We start from the raw sequence: 16,699 nt of genomic DNA on the forward strand, positions 1-16,699 counted from the left end.
TAGAAGTAAGAAGAGTATTCATTTCTTGAAAAAAATCCTTTAAGTTATTACGAATAGACATAAAAATCCCTCCAAAATTTAATAGATAAAATGTATCTAATAAAATTTTGAAGGGAACATTTGTTTGTCAATTCGCATTTTAACCAAAACACCTATAAATAAATATACAATATGACGGTAGTGTCCTTAAGTTGACGACATTGAGCGTCCTACTGCAACAAATTTTTATTCTGCTTCACTAGTAGTTGCACTTTCTTGGTTATTATCAGTATTATTTTCATTAGCATATGGTATTTTGATGAAGGTTTCATAGTCTTTTTTAAAGCATTTCGCTAATTCGTCAGAATATCCAGTTACTATATGAGGATGATCCTGAGAAAGAGTTTCTATTACATAATCAATATCATAAGCATCTTTTAAAGTAGCAATGTGTTTTTTCTTATCCTTAGTAAGCATGATTAATGATTTCATTTGATAAATATTTAACCCATAAAACCTATGTGTTCTTTCTTGGCGGTAGATCCATATAAGATCTTCGTTTTTAACAACGTGTGCTCTTAATCCATTGAAGAAGAAGGTCCAGTTTTGGCCTACTTTTACGTTATCAATGGATTTACCATTTAGATAATCGGCTTCCAATCTTTCAATATTAACACTATCTGAATGTTTTTTTATGTATTTTTTAATCGGATTTATGTATATTCCGCTTAATCCCTGAAACAGAATAAGTAGAATACATGAAAGGAGAATAATGAAAAGTACAAAAGCTATATTTATCATAAAGGAATCATATTTACCCACATAACCTACTTCTAAAACATAAGGCATTGTTAAAGCTTCAATTTCTTCCGGGGTAAAACTGGTTGCTTCTGAGAAATAACTATTGTAATATTCCAGAGGTTTTTCATCTAATTTATTGATGGTTCCTTTTACTTTCCAAGTGGCAGGAGGTTCTAAAGTTGTTTGAGTAATATAGTCATAACTATCTTCATAGAGTTTTTGTGTGGTGTAAAAGTGCTTCTTATCCACATGTAAAGCAATAATTTTTTCTTGACTTAATGTGATGATATAATACATATCTGTGGATTCTTGTCGCCCATCTTCATATTCATTATATTTTTCTGCGAATACATCATAAATAAAATCAATATCATATTCAACATAGGAATTTGGAATCTCATCAAGTGATAATGAATTTAAATCTACCGGCCCTTTGAAGTTCTTTATAAAACTTGAACCAAATAGGATAAGAATAAGAATCATGGCACCGATTGAAAATCCTATAATCTTTCTACTCTGTTTTATCGATTGCTTTTTTAATAATTCCAACATAATTTGACCCTTTCAAGGTTTATGACCTTGAATCCCTTCTATTATACTAATGGTAATATTTACTACGCCATAGAATAAAGTATATGAATTAATATAGAATGTCAAGAGTAAATTTAGCCTATTTGGAAAGCTGAAAAGGCGCTGAAGCGCCAGAAGTAAGGATGGCACCTTCTATATGGCCTTCTTGATATTCTTCTTGGCTTCTTACATCCAAAATGATGATATCCCTATTCTCATCCATCATTTTCTTGGCTTCTATTGCACTTATAGTGGTGTGAGTAGTTTTTTCATCTTTTTTCCCACAACCGGCCATTATAATAAGGGTACATGTCAGTGATAATATTAGGAATAGTTTTTTTCGCATTTTAAAAATCCTTTTTCTATTGTATTTTGTCTATTATATATAGTAATTTTAATATATATATTTTGGCTTATAAATACATAATTAATCCTATTTTATACCAGTACTAATGCCTTGCGAGGGCAGAAGTTGATACATTTACCGCACCGGATGCAAGCCTCCTGGTCTACAGTTGGAGCTTTGTAGCGTTCCTGCTTTAGGGCTTCTACCGGACAGATGAGTACAGATGGACAAAGATGATTTTGGGGGCAATTTTCTGTAATTACTTTTAATGTTTTTTGATTCATGGTATTTAACTCCTTTATATACATAATAAAATATATTTCTTAATAAATATATTTATTTGCTCTCTTTAATATAAATAATTCATTCTTTTAGTTCAGTAAATTTAATCATTTATTATTTCTTCTTCATTTTCAAAATCTAATATTATTTGTTTTAAAAGTTATGTAAACTGTGATTTTATCACAGAACTTAAAATCCATTATTATTATAATTATCTAGACTGATAAAACACAGAAGGAGGATATTACCATGTCAAATGTAGTTATTATAGGAAATGGCCCGGCAGGTATTTCTGCTGCATTATACACAACCAGGGCAGGCATTGATACTACTATTATAGGTAAAGACTATGGTGCTTTGTTAAAAGCAGCAAAAATAGAGAATTATTATGGTTTTCCAAATCCCATATCCGGCAAACAGTTAATTGAAGATGGAATGGAACAAGCAAAAAGATTAGGGGTCAAAATTATTTCAGATGAAGTTGTTGGTTTATCTTATAGTGACAAATTTATAGTATTAACAAAAGACAGGCAATATTCTGGGGATAGTGTAATTATTGCTACCGGAACTTCCCGTACCAAACCTAAAATAAAAGGTTTGAAAGAATATGAGGGACACGGTGTCAGTTATTGTGCCGTTTGCGATGCATTTTTCTATAGAGGAAAAGACGTTGCAGTATTAGGAAATGGTGAATATGCTTTACATGAAGCACTTGAGCTGCTGCCAACTTCAAAGTCCGTTACCATTCTTACTAATGGTAAAGAATTAGCTGCAGAAATACCAGCTAAGATTAAAGTGAATACCCATGTAATCGAAGAATTTTCAGGTAGTGAGGTTTTAGAAAAGGTGATCTTTCAAGATGGCAACTTTATGAATATATCAGGCTTGTTTGTGGCAGCAGGAGTAGCAGGAAGTACGGATCTTGCTAAAAAAATCGGCGCCAATACAGAGAATAATAAGATTCTTGTTGATGGGAATATGGCAACGAATATACCGGGGCTTTATGCAGCTGGAGATTGTACTGGAGGGCTGCTGCAGATATCCAAAGCGGTATATGAAGGCGCCAAAGCCGGTAATGACATTATAAAGTATATAAGAAGAATAAATAAAAAGAGTGCATAAAATTTGAATATAAACGGGTTCAAAATATTTAGACAAAAAGAATGCATCAATATTTGAGGGATAAAGTTATGTTATTAAAATTAATATTAGGAACCGTCATTGGAGGAATTTTAGGATATCTTTATTATAAAAAAGCCGGTTGTCCAAATGGCAGATGTAAAATCACTTCCAACCCATATAATTCAACCATATATGGTGCATTAATGGGATTCTTACTTAGCAGTACATTATAATTTTTGATGAGGTATGATATGCGTAATAATAAATATTTATTTCTTTTCACACTTACTTTTTTTACATTAGGAATTGTCAATATTCATTTTGCATTATTGGGATTTATCTGTATGACTCTTCCTATAATTTTATTAATTAAAAATCAAAGAAAAACTTGGTGTCAAGGTTACTGCCCAAGGTCAAGCCTTTATACAACCATAGGGAAAACAAAGAAATGGAAATCAAGAAATACTCCACGTTTCTTCATTAAGGGGAATATGAAGTGGATTATGTTACTATACTTTGGAATTAGTTTAAGCTTTATAACTATGTCAACAATTGCTGTTGCCAGAGGGATAAAACCGGCGATGGAAATATTAAGATTTCTTATTATAATTCCAATTCCATTTAAAATGCCCCAGCTTATTGATATGATTGAAATAGCCCCATGGGTAACACATCTGGCATATCGATTTTATTCCATGATGATGACAACTACAATATTAGGTTTGGTATTAGGATTACTATATAAGCCCAGAACCTGGTGTACCGTTTGTCCAATAGCAACTATTTCGGATGTGATTCTTAAAAAATAATAATATTGATTAAAGAAGATTCTTAAACAGAGGTTTAAGAATCTTCTGATTTTTCTGTAACACCGTCTATTGTATTTGGGTATCTTCCATACACATATTAATAAATTCCATAGAAGTTTTCGTAAGAAACTTCTTTTTATGGTAAATGATATAAAGTTCTCTTTGAAGATTAAGATCCTTTATATGAAGTCTTTTTATTCTATTTTCTTTCATATGATTTTCTGCAAGTATATGTGGCAGTACAGATATACCTATTCCGTCAGACACACCATTTATAATGGCTGCAGTACTTGTACTTTCCCATATTGGTACAATGGTAAGACCATGAAGTAGTAATAGTGATTCTACAAGTTCACGGGTACCGCTATTTTTTTCCCGCATAATAAACCTCTGGGTCTTCAAATCTTTTATGGTTATTTCTTCTTTTTCTAATAATGGATTATTAATATCACAAATAACAATTAGTTCATCCTTAAGAAAACATTTTGATATTATGTTATCTGAATGAACCAAGCCTTCAATCAGTCCAATGTCTAATTCGTTACTTAATATTAAATCTTCTATAATATCAGAACTGTTTATAGTTACATAGGTTTGTATGTCTGGAAATTTCTCTGAGAAATGTTTTATGTATTTGGGCATGAGCTGATTACCAATTGTAATACTGGAACCAATTCGAAGAGAGCCTATGGTGTCAGAATTACGAACTTTGGTTTCTAATTCCTCAAACATAGAGGTGATATGAAGGGCATAATCCAGTACTGTTTTTCCAACTTCGGTAAGGTATATTTTTTTTGAAATACGGTCAAATAATTTTACACCATAATAATCTTCCATTTCTTTAATTGCACCACTGATTGCAGGCTGTGAAATGAATAATTTCTTAGATGCCTGTGTAATACTATTTTCCTGACAAACAATTACAAATATTTTCATGTGACGTAAAGTCATAATTTCCTCCTTCTATATACATAAGTAAATAGTTATAGATAATATAACATTTTAATATTTTACATATGTTTTTACAAGGACTATAATAACTTAGGAGGTAAAGACATGGAAAAAAACATTAAATTCTACTTAAAATTATTTTCTTCCACTTTTTCTTTAAGTGCTTTTACATTTGGAGGGGGATTCGTAATCATTCCTTTAATGAGAAAGAAGTTTGTGGAACAATATCATTGGATTGAAGAAAAAGAAATGCTTGATTTAACTGCCATTGCCCAATCTTCACCGGGGGCTATAGCAGTAAATGCAGCCATACTCATTGGATATCGTTTAGCCGGTATATTTGGTGCTGTAATAACAATTATAGGCACCGTATTGCCGCCGTTTATTACTTTATCTATCATTTCATTAGCCTATACTGCTTTTCAGGAAAGCCTTATAGTTAATTATGTACTTCGAGGCATGCAGGCAGGTGTAGCAGCAGTTATTATTGATGTGGTAATCAGTATGGCCATAGAACTTTTTAAAGAGAAAAAAATAATCCCGGTGGCAGTAATGACAGGAGTATTTATAGCTGCTTTCTTTTTTAATGTAAGTGTTATTTTACTAATCTTAATTAGCGGTATCATTGGAGCAGCAGAAGTATTTTTGAATCAGCATAAAAGAGAAGGCGGTAAATAGAATGATTTATTTAAAACTGTTTTGGAGTTTCTTTCAGGTTGGTCTGTTTAGTATAGGCGGGGGTTATGCTGCTATGCCATTGATTCAAAATCAGGTTGTGGATATCAATCATTGGCTTACTATGAATGAGTTTGCAGATGTTATTACTATATCTCAGATGACTCCGGGACCCATTGCAATAAATTCCTCTACCTTTGTAGGCATCCGTGTGGCAGGTATACCGGGTGCAATTATAGCAACGATTGGATGTGTTATTCCATCCTGCATAATTGTACTTTTTCTTGCCTTTATTTATTATAAATACAGAAATCTTTCTGTTGTAAAGGGAGTATTAAACGGTTTAAGACCAGCTGTGACAGCTATGATAGCATCTGCAGGCTTTTCCCTGGTCATATTGGCATTTTGGAATGGAAGCAGCATTTCAACCAAACTTGCTGATTTAGATGTGACAGCCGTTATCCTATTTGCAATATCATTGGTGATTCTTAGAAAATGGAAGGCCAATCCCATTTATGTAATGATTGGAGCAGGTATTATTGGGTTAGCTGTTTATTCGTTTATAGTTTAAATTCTAAGGCTGCATAAGGAAGCAACTGCCGATTACCAAAGTAATGAGAAGGTCAGAAACATATTAAAAATATACTTGTTTAATAAAGTTAAATAATAATTTTACTATTCACTTTAATAAAATCAAATAATAAATTCACTATTGACTTTAATAAAATTAAATGTTATATTTAATTATATTAAAGACAAGGAGTGATAATTGTGCCGATTAACATTGTACCTGAATGGATGATAAACCTTGACGATGAAGACATTGTATTTATAAAAAAATTTCTTTTAGTTTCAGGTTCTCTAAAAGAAATGGCAAAGCAATATGATGTTACATATCCAACAGTTAGATTACGTTTAGATAAGCTTATACAGAAGATACAAATTAGTGAGGATGCTAATAATGAACCATATATTGCATTAATTAAAAGATTGGCCGTAAACGAAAAAATTGATTTTGATACAGCTAAGATTTTAATTTCTGAATATAAAAAGACGAATTGGGAGGCAGAGTAATATGCAGAGAACTATTAGCGCAATCATTTTTTTCTTGGTAATTGTATCCGGTATAATAGCTTTACAAATATTTTTATCGAAAAAACAAAATAAATGGTTAGGACTGATCTTACCTTTTATTTGCTTGATTTTTTCTATACTGGCAGTTTCAGGCATAACAACTTTTTCAACATTTACGGTGACGGAGCAATACATTTCCGAAAACGGAGAAGTGATAAATAATGTTATTAGCACAGCAGATAAGGGAGAGATTATATCAATAATTATTACGGCTATTAGTGTATTTTTATTGTATAATATTCCAACCGCTATTCTTTTGGCAATATATTATGGGTGCCGTGAAAATCTGAAAAGGAAAAAGGAACTTGAAAAAATGAATATTCAGGACTTGGAATAGTAAACAGTTTCTTTTTAATGTGGGAAATGTATATAACTTCCTTATGCTTTTATGAAATGCTCGATTAGATTTTTATCTATTCGGGCTTTTTCTATCTGACAAACCGATTGACAGCTTCCAACAAAGCGATATGGAATCCCTATTGATCTGTTTGCCGCTTCCAATACCCTCCATCCTATTAAATAAACTACTGTATTCCATCTTTGGTTAAAAAATAAAATAAAGTGACTTGATTTTATAAAGTGACTATGATAAACTGTAAAAAAATCAGAATGGAGAGATATATGTTTGAAGGATTAGTAGCAACAGACAGTATAAGTTTTATACTTGTATTCTTGGAAGGAATCATCTCCTTTTTTTCTCCCTGTGTTATCCCGCTAATACCCGTATATATGAGTTATTTAGCAGGAAATGCGAAGAAAGAAGAAGATGGAATTATTACATATGGAAGAAAGAAAGTGTTTTTTCATACTTTATTTTTTATTTTAGGCATATCTTTTGCATTTTTTATCCTGGGTATGTCTTTTACAGCTTTGGGAAAATTCTTTAATACTAATAAGATGCTGTTTACCAGAGTTGGTGGTATTCTCATTATTATATTAGGTCTATTTCAGCTGGGAATATTTGATCTTTCCTTTTTACAAAGGGAACGAAAAATTCATATCAATTTAGCCAATAAGAATGTCAATCCACTTATGGCATTAATAATGGGATTTACCTTTAGTTTTGCCTGGACTCCATGTGTAGGACCGGCATTATCTTCCGTATTAATTATGGCTTCCGGTGCAAAAACAGGTCTGTTGGGTAACATGCTTGTATTGGTCTATGCTTTAGGATTTGTATTGCCATTCTTACTTCTCGGGCTATTTACTACCCAAGTACTGGATTTTCTTAGAAAGAGGAAAAAACTCCTTAAGTATACAATCAAAGCAGGGGGCATTATATTAATTCTAATGGGAATTATGACATTTACCGGATGGATGAATGGAATCTCAAGTTATCTGAATTCTTTTACTGTTAACCGTCAAAAGAATGAGGCGGATTATAATGAAAACCATACAGAGAATGATAGCGGAGAAGATACTTCTTTAGGCAATGATAATACTTTAAATAATAGCGATGATTCCAATCAGAAGAATAATTCAACTGCTAAAGATAATACATCAAAAACTGATGTAAATACGGAAGAAGATACTTCTTTACCTGATGAGAGCACACAAGATACCGATAAAAATTCTGATAATACGGAAAATGAAGAAAAGCCGGAATATCCTCCTGCTTATGATTTTACATTGACTGATCAATATGGCAATACCCATACTCTTTCGGATTATAAAGGTAAAGTGGTATTCTTAAACTTCTGGGCAAGCTGGTGTGGACCTTGCAAAAAGGAGATGCCGGATATTGAGGAGCTATATCAGAAATATAACTTAAATCAGGATGAAGTAGTATTTTTAGGAGTTGCTAATCCAAAAAGTAAGGATTATCCCCATAATTCAGATGAAGAAAAAGATGAAATTTTAGAGTTTCTGGATGAAAATGGTTATAAATTTCCTACTGTATTTGATGAAACGGGGGAAATATTGATGAATTACTATATAACAGCTTTCCCTACTACATTCATGATCAATAAAGAGGGTAATGTGATGGGTTACATACCCGGAATGATGACAAAAGATATTATGGAAAGTGTAATAGAGCAAACCTTAGAATCTACAAACTAGTACCATAGATATTATTTGCTCTTAGAAGAAAAAAGGAGTAAATAGCTATCTAAAGGCGCTAAAGCGCCAGAATCGAGGATAAAATGAAAAACTTATATAACCTGCCTTGCAATGTAGCACAGACGTTGAACATTATCGGTGACAAATGGACGCTGCTTATATTACGCCAAATAATGATAGGCCGTAAAACTTATAAAGAAATGCAGGAAGGTTTAGAGGGGATTCCTAGTAATTTACTATCAGAAAGACTAAAATGCTTGGAAGCCGACGGATTGATAACAACCCGTCTATACCAAAATCACCCTCCCCGTTATGAATATCTGCTGACAGACAGCGGAAAAGATTTAGGTGATATATTTTACAGCATTATTATGTGGGGCGAAAAACATCTGAAAGTGTGTTATAAACAATTAACCCATTCAGAATGCGGGCACAAGATTGTGCACCAATACTATTGCCCTCATTGTAACAAAACAATTATAGAAGATGAAATCAATGTATGCGCTCCTAGCTAATGGGGATTCATTAAAAAGTCTAAATATTCATAATAAAACCTAAGAAGGGTTAACATAGGGACTGTTGCAGAACTGTCATTCTGAGAGTAAATTCAACTATGCTGAATTTTAAAGGAAGAATATCTATAAGTAAGATTCTTTAAGAAACACTCTCAGAATGACATATTTATTTTGCAATATCCTTTTTATTTATATTGGAAGTAGTAATTATCTATAGGTAAATGTTCCTTAGTAACTGGTGGAATATATCTGTTATGACAAAATGTAACCTAGTTACAGAAAAGAGTTAAAAATATCTCTATTATTAATACAAAATTATTATTAAGCAGTATAAAATTGCTTCTAATTAGTAAGCATAAAGTTAATGTTTATTCAGGAGGATATTAAGATGTTTGGATTATTTAAAAGCAGCAATGTAAAAAGAATTGGTGTAAATGATATGGATGATTTAATTGGTAAAGTAGATTTAATTGATATTAGAGAACCATATGAGTATAAAGGTGGAGCATTAAAAACGGCAAAAAATATACCAATGATGGAATTAATGTCAGGGGCTAACAGGTATTTAAATAAAGATAGAACCTATTATATTATGTGTCAGTCCGGTAACAGAAGCAGACAATGCTGCAGCATACTTAGCAAACAAGGTTATGATGTTGTTGATGTTACTGGTGGATATAGTTCTTATGCAGGAAGTAAAAGAAAATAAAAGGATAATACTAAAAGACATATTTCAAAAGCCTCAGCTTCTTGTATTTTTAACTATAAGACAGAACATGATAAAATGATTAAAAAATTGACATTGTTTTTTCAAAAATTCAGTACCAACAACATTTTTTTGGCATATAGTATATTAGATTATATTTCTAATATTAACTGAAAGGGTTTAATAATGCAAAGATATGTTGTACAATCGTTAGAATTACACCTGTTTTTTTCAAGAATAATGAAAGAGCATTCCTTATTCCTACAAGGTGGATTTGTACAAAAAGATGAGGATTTTATAAAAGCAGCTGATTTTTTTAGAAATGGATTTGAAAACCTATTACGTGAAGTAGTAATATTAAGTGATGGAATTGTACGTTGCCCTGTTTTAGAATCTGGAGAAGTTGTAACGGAATTTACCTGTAGTGCTGAAAAACACACAGAAAAATTAACTGGTATACCAATTGATACTAAAATTACTTTATTAGAAGAAAAATTAAGATGTGATAAAGATGTACGTATTACTCCTAATATTGCAGGACAGGTAAGAAAAATTAATCGGGAAGCCATTAAATTATTAAATGGATTAATTAAGTTAAAAGAAGATATAATATGCAGAGTATTAAAATGTGAAATGTTTACTTTTAATTACCCTCTGTTAATCGAGCATATATTACGTGAAGCTAAGCTTTATCGTTCCTTTGTTGTGGCATTAGAACACGGCAAGGATATCGATAACAGAGATATAAGAGATGATGAATTATTCTGGAATCAAATTATGATGGAACACTCCTTATTTATTAGAGGATTATTAGATCCTACAGAAAACAAATTAATAAAAACCTCCAATGAATTTGCAATAGATTTTGAAGAACTTCTTGAAGAAGCAAGGTGTGCCACTGATGAAACAATAGAAAGTATTACCGATGAAACCATTAAGAAAACTAAAGAATTACGTGATTTTAAGGCAACTGGTACGAAGGGGATTGATAATTGTGAGATACGGTCCATTATATTACCGTTGCTTGCAGATCACGTATTAAGAGAAGCAAATCATTATTTAAGATTATTACGCTGTTAATTCGATACAATACGCCATCTCATCTCATATTTAAGGATTTGTTCTTATAATATGAAAGAGGTGGCGTAATTTTATAATACTTAGTAAATACTCAAGAGAATTAAATGGTTGGGATAATAAAGTGCTTCTTTTACACCTTTCTTTACTGCTGCAGCAATAACAGCATATAATATGTACCCAATTATTATCAGACCAAAAATATATAAAATCATTAAATTATCCTCCATTCAAGATTATACTAAATATTTTTACAATTTGATGGTATTAATCTATCTAATATTATATATCTGCAAAAGTTATATTTCTACAAATTTTCCTATCCCATTAATACAATTGACCAAAAAGATTGTTTTTCTTCCTTAGGGTATGTTAATTAACAAACTTTCCACTTTTATCGGCAATTTTAATATACTCGCATTTTACTTATTGTAGTTCAATATTTATTTATCAGCACTTACATATACATTTTATAATTAAAGAATTTTGTTAAGATTGTATCATAAGATGTAAAGTTATTCCATTAAAGTGATAAATAGTTATATTAATATAGAATTATTAATGGAACAAATTTGAAATTGACAGAATATACAAAAAACTTCGTTAAATTATTATTTAAATTGACTAATTGTACTAAAGTGATACAATATTTATATAGCAAGTAATAATGATTTCAAGCAAGGAGGATATACTATGGAAATTAAATTACAAGATAAATATAAATTATATATTAATGGACAATGGAGAGATGCTTCTGATGGAGCCACCATTAAAACTTACAACCCTGCAACAGGAGAGTTCTTAGCTGAAATTGCTGATGCTTCCAATGATGATGTTGATGCAGCTGTGAATGCTGCTAAAGAAGCCTTTGCTACATGGGGCAAGACAACTGTTACAGAAAGAGCAGCCATTTTAAATAAAATTGCAGATATTATTGATGAAAACAAAGAATATCTTGCTACTATAGAATCCATGGATAACGGTAAACCAATACGGGAGACCATGGCGGCAGATATTCCTTTATCAGCGGATCATTTCAGATATTTTGCTGGTGTGATAAGAGCAGATGAAGGCAGTGCAACTATGGTAAATGAAGAGACACTGACTATGATATTAAGAGAACCAATTGGTGTAGTTGGTCAGATCGTTCCTTGGAATTTCCCATTCTTAATGGCAGCCTGGAAATTAGCTCCACTTATAGCAGCAGGAGATGTTTCTGTATTTAAACCATCCAGTTATACTTCTTTAAGTGTATTAGAACTGATAAGATTAACACAGGATGTAATACCAAAGGGTGTTATTAATCTTATAACTGGTAAAGGCTCTAAGAGCGGAGACTATCTACAACATCATAAAGGACTTGATAAACTTGCATTTACTGGATCAACCGAGATAGGAAGAAAAATTGCTCTTTCTGCAGCACAGAACATTATCCCTTCAACTTTGGAATTAGGCGGCAAGTCAGCTAATATCTTCTTCAAAGATGCAGATATAGACATAGCGTTAGAAGGAATTCAATTAGGAATCCTATTTAATCAAGGTCAGGTTTGCTCCGCTGGTTCCAGAATATTTGTACAAGAAGATTTCTATGATGAATTTATAGAAAAAGCTGTAAAAGCCTTTGAAAAAGTGAAAGTTGGTAATCCTTTAGATAAGAATACCCAGATGGGGGCCCAGGTTAGTGAAGAACAGCTTAAAAAGATTCTCGGATACGTGGAGATTGGTAAACAAGAAGGAGCAAAAGTTGCAACCGGTGGTGAAAGATATATAGAAGGTGATGCAGCAAATGGGTACTTTATGAAACCAACCCTTCTGGTAGATGTAAATAATAATATGAGAGTAGCAAGAGAAGAGATCTTTGGACCAGTTGGAGTAGTTATTAAATTCAAGACGGAAGAAGAAGTAATAGCCATGGCAAACGACAGTGATTTTGGTCTGGCAGGGGGAGTATTTACAAGAGAACTCAATAAAGCTATTCGTGTAGCAAGAGGAATCAGAACAGGCCGTGTATGGGTAAATACTTATAACAGCTTTCCGGCAGGCGCACCATTTGGTGGTTATAAAGAATCCGGAATTGGTAGAGAGACCCATAAGGTTATCTTAGACCATTATACACAGATGAAGAATATTATTATAAACTTATCTGAAAAACCAGGTGGTATGTATGTTAAGTAATTTATAGATCTGTAAGAATATGATTTTGTAGAATCTAATTAAAATATAAAGCGTTTCTCTATTAAAAAGCCAAAAACAGATAATATATAATCTGGATTTGGCTTTTTATTTTTATTAGAATACTACCTTTTATACCGGAAGAAGGGTTGCTGCAAAATTCTGAAACAGCCTCGGTTCTTACTTGATAAACTTTTATATAAATTGTCAAAACATATTGACATTTTTCTATGTCCAGCATAAGATAATATATAGAGAGTTATCTATATGCTAGTACAAAAAGGAGGAATGGAACGTGAAATCACACGAAACATATGTGCCTATATTTAAAGCACTTGCAGATGAAACAAGATTAAAAATTGTAGAAATGCTTTCTTGCGGAGAAATGTGTGCATGTGATATATTAGAATATTTTAAAATTACACAGCCCACACTTTCATACCATATGAAGATATTAACTGATTGCGGTATTGTAATGGCAAGAAAAGATGGATCCTGGATGAGATACAGTAATAATACAGAAATGATTACATTAATAAAAAATTTTTGGAATCAAATTACTACAGAGCAAGAAGATTGTATTTGCAAAAACTACAAAGGAAGTAAATGTGATTCATAGGCTATTATCTGGTATATGAATCATTGTTTCCTTAAAAACCACAAATAAATATTTAAATTATAATAATGAAAGATTGGAGATCTTATATGAAAAAAATGCAAATATTTGAACCGGCTATGTGCTGTTCAACAGGGCTTTGCGGAGTTAGTGTTGATCCTGAACTTTTAAGGATATCAACAGTTTTAAGTGCACTGGAGAAGAATGGTGTAAAAGTAGAAAGATACAATCTATCCGGATCACCACAAGAATTTGTAAATAATAGAGTGATAAACGATTATATTAAGGAAAAAGGTGTAGAAGGACTTCCGGCAGTTGTTTTAGACAATGAAGTTGTTATAACCGGAAGATATCCATCTAATGATGAATTTGTTAAACTCCTGGATATTCCTGATACTTATATAGCAGGAAGACCGGTTAGGGCCAGGGCTTCTAAAATTACTTTAAAGAAATCCGGCGGATGCGGCTGTTCTGGTGGAAACTGCTGCTAACATAGTGCTGTTATGTAGAAAGGATTTTATAATTATGAATTTAACAGAACTACAAGTTTTTGAACCACAAAATACGAAACTTACAAAATACTTATTTTATACCGGTAAAGGTGGTGTTGGAAAGACATCCACTGCATGTGCAACAGCGGTTACTCTTGCAGATGGAGGTAAAAAGGTGTTCCTTATAAGTACTGACCCAGCATCTAATTTACAGGATGTGTTTGATACAGAATTAGATAATAAAGGGGTAACCATAGATGGAGTACCAGGGCTTAAAGTTGCAAACTTAGATCCTCTGCAAGCGGCAGCAGAATACAGGGAAAGTGTCATTGCTCCATATCGGGGGCTAATGCCGGAGTCAGTATTAAATAATATGGAAGAACAATTATCCGGTTCCTGTACCGTTGAAATTGCAGCTTTTAACGAGTTTTCCAAGTTCATAACCGATGAAGACATACAGAAAGAATACGATTATATTATATTTGATACTGCTCCAACAGGGCATACTTTAAGAATGCTGCAGCTTCCGTCGGCATGGAGTAATTTTATTAGTGAGAATACTCATGGGGCGTCCTGTTTAGGTCAGCTGTCAGGCTTAGAAGAGAAAAAGGATATGTATAAGAAAGCAGTAGAAACACTTGCCGACAGTTCACAGACAACATTAGTGCTAGTGACCCGCCCGGAAGAAACACCTTTAAAAGAAGTTGACAGAGCTTCCAAGGAACTTGCCGAAATAGGCGTTCATAATCAATTGTTGGTGATAAATGGGATATTAACTCATTATGATGATAAAATATCTGAGAGTTTATTTCAAAAACAGCAAAAAGCACTTATGGAAATACCCCGGGATTTAAAAGACATAAGGGCCTATGCAATTCCCTTAAGGGCGTATAATGTTACCGGATTAGATAATATAAGAGCATTTTTAACGAAAGATTATTATAAAAAAGATGAGGAAACTATTAAAGTCCAGAGTATTCCTGAATTAAAGGATGTAATAGAAGATATTTATAAATCCGGCAAAAAAGTCATCTTCACCATGGGTAAAGGCGGAGTGGGAAAGACTACTATAGCAGCAGCCATTGCTTTAGGGTTATCTGCTAAAGGGAAAAAGGTGCATCTTACTACAACTGATCCCGCCGCCCATCTCAAATTTGTTATACAGGAGACGGCAGGTATTACTATGAGTCATATTGATGAGCAGGCTGAATTGAAAAAATATCAGGAAGAAGTACTTACAAAAGCGAAAGAGACCATGTCGGAAGAGGATCTTGCTTATGTAGAGGAAGATTTACGTTCACCATGTACACAGGAGATTGCAGTATTCAGGGCATTTGCAGAAGTAGTAGAAAAAGCCCATGATGATCAGATTGTTGTGATAGATACTGCACCTACAGGGCATACCTTGCTATTGCTGGACTCTACCCAAAGCTATAATCAGGAAATAAAGCGCTCTAATGGGGATATTCCGGAGTCAGTGAAGAAATTATTACCAAGGCTTCGTGATGAAAAGGAAACAGAAGTTATAATTGTTACTTTAGCAGAAGCTACCCCTGTATATGAAGCTATGCGTCTTGAGGAAGATTTAAAGCGTGGGGATATTAAAGCAAAGTGGTGGATTATTAATTCTTCCTTTTATGAGTCTGGCTCTGTCAATTCCATGTTGTCAGCAAAAGCAGCTAACGAAATAAGATGGATAAATAAAGTATATGAACATGCGAAAGGCTTTTTTGCTGTTATAGGATGGAGAGAGGAAGAAATAAAAGGAGAGGCCTTATTAAATTTATTGAAGAGAAAGCCAAAAGTAGCTTTTGTTTGTGTTCATAATTCCTGCCGAAGTCAAATTGCCGAAGCTTTGGGAAAGCATCTGGCCAGTGATGTATTTAAAAGTTATTCTGCCGGTACACAATTAAAAGATCATATTAATCCCGATGCTGTCAGACTAATGAAAGAAATCTATAACATAGATATGGAAAGGACACAATATAACAAGCTTATTGAGGATATTCCAAACCCTGATGCAGTGATTACCATGGGATGTAATGTGAATTGTCCTGTGCTTTCCTGTACAATACGGGAGGATTGGGGATTGGATGATCCAACTGGTAAAAGTGATGAAGAATTTATAAAAGTGATTCAAATGATTGAAAAAAAGATAGACCAATTAAAGATTCGGCTTCAGAATTAGTTTTTGGAATTATAATAGTAAATAATGCAAATTTTAAACCAAAAGTGATTTATTATAAAACCACTTTTGGTTTTTTATATTATTAATAGTAAATTATGGTATATTGTGATATAGTATAAGCGAAATAAAATAGTGGGAGAAAGCACTCCTATGGCAAACCTGCTTGTGAATACTGAATGAAGTGCCAAGAAAATAAACATGCTT

General features: G+C 32.6%; 19 protein-coding genes and 1 pseudogene. 16 read left to right on the forward strand and 4 right to left on the reverse strand.

The window, feature by feature from the left end; translation table 11 throughout:
* Window positions 1-225: 225 nt before the first annotated feature.
* The 3 genes from BM183_RS16020 to BM183_RS16030 form a co-directional block, all read right to left on the reverse strand.
* Complete coding sequence (locus tag BM183_RS16020; protein ID WP_091687885.1) at window positions 226-1,332, reverse strand: DUF6709 family protein; 1,107 nt, start codon at window positions 1,330-1,332, stop codon at window positions 226-228.
* Window positions 1,333-1,450: 118 nt separating this feature from the next.
* Complete coding sequence (locus BM183_RS16025; RefSeq protein WP_091687886.1) at window positions 1,451-1,696, reverse strand: rhodanese-like domain-containing protein; 246 nt, start codon at window positions 1,694-1,696, stop codon at window positions 1,451-1,453.
* Window positions 1,697-1,788: 92 nt separating this feature from the next.
* Complete coding sequence (locus BM183_RS16030; RefSeq protein WP_091687887.1) at window positions 1,789-1,980, reverse strand: 4Fe-4S binding protein; 192 nt, start codon at window positions 1,978-1,980, stop codon at window positions 1,789-1,791.
* Between the two features lie 247 nt (window positions 1,981-2,227).
* Here BM183_RS16030 and BM183_RS16035 point away from each other — a divergent pair, with 247 nt between their 5' ends.
* The 3 genes from BM183_RS16035 (at window position 2,228) to BM183_RS16040 (ending at window position 3,909) form a co-directional block, all read left to right on the forward strand.
* Window positions 2,228-3,100 carry an NAD(P)/FAD-dependent oxidoreductase gene (locus BM183_RS16035; RefSeq protein ID WP_091687888.1) on the forward strand — a complete coding sequence of 291 codons (873 nt, stop codon included), beginning with the start codon at window positions 2,228-2,230 and terminating at the stop codon, window positions 3,098-3,100.
* Window positions 3,101-3,168: 68 nt separating this feature from the next.
* Window positions 3,169-3,333: a DUF6132 family protein gene (locus BM183_RS20560; protein ID WP_139221542.1), complete on the forward strand. Its 165-nt coding sequence runs from the start codon at window positions 3,169-3,171 to the stop codon at window positions 3,331-3,333.
* Between the two features lie 18 nt (window positions 3,334-3,351).
* Window positions 3,352-3,909 (forward strand): hypothetical protein, encoded by a 558-nt coding sequence (locus BM183_RS16040; protein WP_091687889.1) that lies wholly within the window; start codon window positions 3,352-3,354, stop codon window positions 3,907-3,909.
* A gap of 66 nt (window positions 3,910-3,975) precedes the next feature.
* Here BM183_RS16040 and BM183_RS16045 read toward each other — a convergent pair whose 3' ends face one another.
* Window positions 3,976-4,860 carry a LysR family transcriptional regulator gene (locus BM183_RS16045; protein WP_091687890.1) on the reverse strand — a complete coding sequence of 295 codons (885 nt, stop codon included), beginning with the start codon at window positions 4,858-4,860 and terminating at the stop codon, window positions 3,976-3,978.
* 105 nt (window positions 4,861-4,965) lie between these two features.
* On the opposite strand from BM183_RS16045, the gene BM183_RS16050 reads away from it, so the two are divergent.
* From BM183_RS16050 to BM183_RS21765, 13 genes and pseudogenes are all read left to right on the forward strand, one after another.
* A complete protein-coding gene (locus BM183_RS16050; protein WP_091687891.1) occupies window positions 4,966-5,538 on the forward strand; it encodes a chromate transporter in 573 nt (190 codons plus the stop codon).
* 1 nt (window position 5,539) lies between these two features.
* Window positions 5,540-6,106 carry a chromate transporter gene (locus BM183_RS16055; protein ID WP_091687892.1) on the forward strand — a complete coding sequence of 189 codons (567 nt, stop codon included), beginning with the start codon at window positions 5,540-5,542 and terminating at the stop codon, window positions 6,104-6,106.
* 200 nt (window positions 6,107-6,306) lie between these two features.
* On the forward strand, window positions 6,307-6,609 hold the full coding sequence (locus BM183_RS16060; protein WP_091687893.1) for a DUF2089 family protein: 303 nt from the start codon (window positions 6,307-6,309) through the stop codon (window positions 6,607-6,609).
* A gap of 1 nt (window position 6,610) precedes the next feature.
* Window positions 6,611-7,006 carry a hypothetical protein gene (locus BM183_RS16065; RefSeq protein WP_091687894.1) on the forward strand — a complete coding sequence of 132 codons (396 nt, stop codon included), beginning with the start codon at window positions 6,611-6,613 and terminating at the stop codon, window positions 7,004-7,006.
* A gap of 284 nt (window positions 7,007-7,290) precedes the next feature.
* The gene (locus BM183_RS16070) at window positions 7,291-8,730 is read left to right on the forward strand and encodes a redoxin family protein (RefSeq protein ID WP_091687895.1); all 1,440 of its coding nucleotides are present in this window, start codon (window positions 7,291-7,293) and stop codon (window positions 8,728-8,730) included.
* 83 nt (window positions 8,731-8,813) lie between these two features.
* A complete protein-coding gene (locus BM183_RS16075; protein WP_091687896.1) occupies window positions 8,814-9,245 on the forward strand; it encodes a winged helix-turn-helix transcriptional regulator in 432 nt (143 codons plus the stop codon).
* 388 nt (window positions 9,246-9,633) lie between these two features.
* The gene (locus BM183_RS16080) at window positions 9,634-9,954 is read left to right on the forward strand and encodes a rhodanese-like domain-containing protein (RefSeq protein WP_091687897.1); all 321 of its coding nucleotides are present in this window, start codon (window positions 9,634-9,636) and stop codon (window positions 9,952-9,954) included.
* A 183-nt stretch (window positions 9,955-10,137) separates the two neighbouring features.
* The gene (locus BM183_RS16085; RefSeq protein WP_091687898.1) at window positions 10,138-11,031 is read left to right on the forward strand and encodes a DUF2935 domain-containing protein; all 894 of its coding nucleotides are present in this window, start codon (window positions 10,138-10,140) and stop codon (window positions 11,029-11,031) included.
* A 690-nt stretch (window positions 11,032-11,721) separates the two neighbouring features.
* On the forward strand, window positions 11,722-13,203 hold the full coding sequence (locus BM183_RS16090; protein WP_091687899.1) for an aldehyde dehydrogenase family protein: 1,482 nt from the start codon (window positions 11,722-11,724) through the stop codon (window positions 13,201-13,203).
* Between the two features lie 292 nt (window positions 13,204-13,495).
* Window positions 13,496-13,819 (forward strand): ArsR/SmtB family transcription factor, encoded by a 324-nt coding sequence (locus BM183_RS16095; protein ID WP_091687900.1) that lies wholly within the window; start codon window positions 13,496-13,498, stop codon window positions 13,817-13,819.
* A gap of 86 nt (window positions 13,820-13,905) precedes the next feature.
* Window positions 13,906-14,307 carry an arsenite efflux transporter metallochaperone ArsD gene (gene arsD / locus BM183_RS16100; RefSeq protein ID WP_091687901.1) on the forward strand — a complete coding sequence of 134 codons (402 nt, stop codon included), beginning with the start codon at window positions 13,906-13,908 and terminating at the stop codon, window positions 14,305-14,307.
* Window positions 14,308-14,341: 34 nt separating this feature from the next.
* Window positions 14,342-16,084 (forward strand): annotated as a pseudogene (gene arsA, locus BM183_RS16105) (arsenical pump-driving ATPase); the annotation flags it as partial.
* Window positions 16,085-16,093: 9 nt separating this feature from the next.
* Window positions 16,094-16,495 carry an arsenate reductase ArsC gene (locus tag BM183_RS21765; RefSeq protein ID WP_242961033.1) on the forward strand — a complete coding sequence of 134 codons (402 nt, stop codon included), beginning with the start codon at window positions 16,094-16,096 and terminating at the stop codon, window positions 16,493-16,495.
* The last annotated feature ends 204 nt before the right edge of the window (window positions 16,496-16,699 follow it).

It is taken from the genome of Anaerocolumna aminovalerica (assembly GCF_900115365.1).
Taxonomy (GTDB): domain Bacteria; phylum Bacillota; class Clostridia; order Lachnospirales; family Lachnospiraceae; genus Anaerocolumna; species Anaerocolumna aminovalerica.